At 72.1% G+C, this 2,003-nt stretch carries 2 protein-coding genes; both read right to left on the bottom strand.

Translation table 11 applies throughout. The features are described 5' to 3' along the window. Positions 1-768, bottom strand: a 768-nt coding sequence (locus AB8Z36_RS38595; protein ID WP_369218030.1) for a transglycosylase family protein, incomplete at its 3' end; no start/stop codon positions are given. A 119-nt stretch (positions 769-887) separates the two neighbouring features. Then, complete coding sequence (locus AB8Z36_RS38590; protein ID WP_369218029.1) at positions 888-1,886, bottom strand: acetylxylan esterase; 999 nt, start codon at positions 1,884-1,886, stop codon at positions 888-890. Positions 1,887-2,003: the final 117 nt, after the last annotated feature.

The following is a 2,003-nucleotide window of genomic DNA, read 5'->3' as shown; positions in this document are numbered from 1 at the left end:
GGGAGCCTTCCGYKCCGGAGCCCGCTGCTCCGGAACCCTCTTCTCGGGAGCCCTCTTCCCGGAGCGCTGGGCCTGTTCCGGGACGCGTTTGCCGCCCCCGCGCGTGGAGAGCCGCTGACCGGGGGTGATCAGGTCCGGGTCGTCGCCGATGACGCGCCGGTTGCTGTCGTAGAGCTGCTGCCAGCCGCCCCGCACCGCGCGCTCGTCGGCGATCCCGGAGAGGGTGTCGCCGCGTACGACGGTGTACATCTCGGCCTTGCCCGCCGCGGACTGCGGGGTGACCTCCGGCTTGACGTCCTTGACGGCGCGCTTGGCCGCCTCGCGTTTGGCCGGTGCGGGCTTGTCGCGGGCGGCGCGGGCCGGGGTGACGTCGGGCACGGGCGAGGGCCCGCCCCTGGCGAGCCCCGCCTTCGTGGAGCACACCGGCCAGGCGCCCGGCCCCTGCGCGTCGAGGACCTTCTCGGCGACGGCGATCTGCTGGGCCTTGGTGGCGCGGTCGGCGCGCGAGGCGTAGGCCGTACCGCCGTACGCCTCCCACGTGGACTGCTTGAACTGGAGCCCGCCGTAGAAGCCGTTGCCGCTGTTGATGCTCCAGTTGTTGGTGGACTCGCAGGCCGCCACCTTGTTCCAGGTGTCGACGTCGGCGGCATGGCCGGTGCCGACGACGGTCAGGGGCAGCGCCATGCCCGCGCCGCCCGCGGTGACGGTCAGCGAGGCACGGTTGATGCGGTTCGGCTGGTACCGGCGGTGCCGACCCCGTACGGCCATTGGGAGCCCCCTAGACACACGTCATCACGGATTGCGCACAGCGGACACACGACAAGCCCGCAAGCTAGCCGGTCGGCCGTTCCGTGACAAGGGCGTGCAGGAGTGCGGGCGTTGGCCGTTCAGCCCCTCAAGTGTCCGCTGAGCCAGTTCAGTTGCACTTGCTGCTGGTAGGGGCCGCCGCCCTCGTGATCGTTGAAGGAGTACACCTCCATGGAACGCTCGCTTCCCGCGTAGGCGTTGTGGGCCGCGAAGACGGTGGAGGGCGGGCACGTCTGGTCCTCCAGAGCGGCGGAGAACAGGGCGGGCGCCGTGCCCCGGGCGGCGAAGTGCACGCAGTCGAAGTAGGACAGTGTCCGGAAAACGCGCTCCTGGCCTCCCCTGCGGGCCTTCAGGTACAGCGCGATCTCCTTGTAGGGCTGCCGGTCGGTGAGGGTGGTGGCGCGCGGGAAGTCGCACAGGAACGGCACGTCCGCCGCGACGGCGGCCAGATCGGGGACGAGCCCGCCGACCGCGAGGGCGAGACCGCCGCCCTGGCTGATGCCGAGCGCGGCGACGCGGGAGGCGTCCACGAGGGGGTGGGAGCGTACGGCCTCGACGGCGCGGACGGCGTCGGTGAAGAGGCGCCGGTAGTAGTACGCGTGCGGGTCCTCGATGCCCCGCGTCATGAATCCCGGGTGCGCGGGCCCGCTGCCCACCGGGTCCGGGGTGTCGCCCTGGGCCCATCCGGCGCTGCCCTGCCCCCGGGTGTCCATCACGAAGTGCGCGAACCCGGCGGCGGCCCAGAGCAGATGCATGTGCGGGAGGCCGCGTCCGCCGCCGTACCCGATGAACTCGACGACGGCGGGCAGCGCGCCCCCGCTCTCCGCCGAGTGCTGCACGGCGTGCTGTGCGGGCAGAACCAGCCACCCCTCCACGGGGTGCCCGCCGAACCCGGAGTAGGTGACGTCGAAGACCCGTACACCGGTCAGCGGCAGGTCCACCGGTTCGAAGCGCGCGTCCAGGTCGTGCTCCCGCGCTTCCAGGAGTGTCTTCTCCCAGAAGGCGTCGAAGTCGTCGGGTTCGGTCGACTCGGACCGGTAGCGACGCAGTTCATCGAGCGGCAGGTCGAACTGGGGCACGGGTGGCTCCTCCTCCGTACGGGGATGTCGGAGGCCACGCTATGCCGTCGTCGGCGGTCTTAGGCAGTCCTTGCTGGCCAGGGGCCTGGCGCGGCCGGGGGCGCGATGGCCCTGGCC

Origin of the sequence: Streptomyces flavofungini (assembly GCF_041028215.1) — a bacterium.
GTDB classification, from domain to species: domain Bacteria; phylum Actinomycetota; class Actinomycetes; order Streptomycetales; family Streptomycetaceae; genus Streptomyces; species Streptomyces flavofungini_B.
This window is presented reverse-complemented; position numbering and strand designations above follow the sequence as displayed.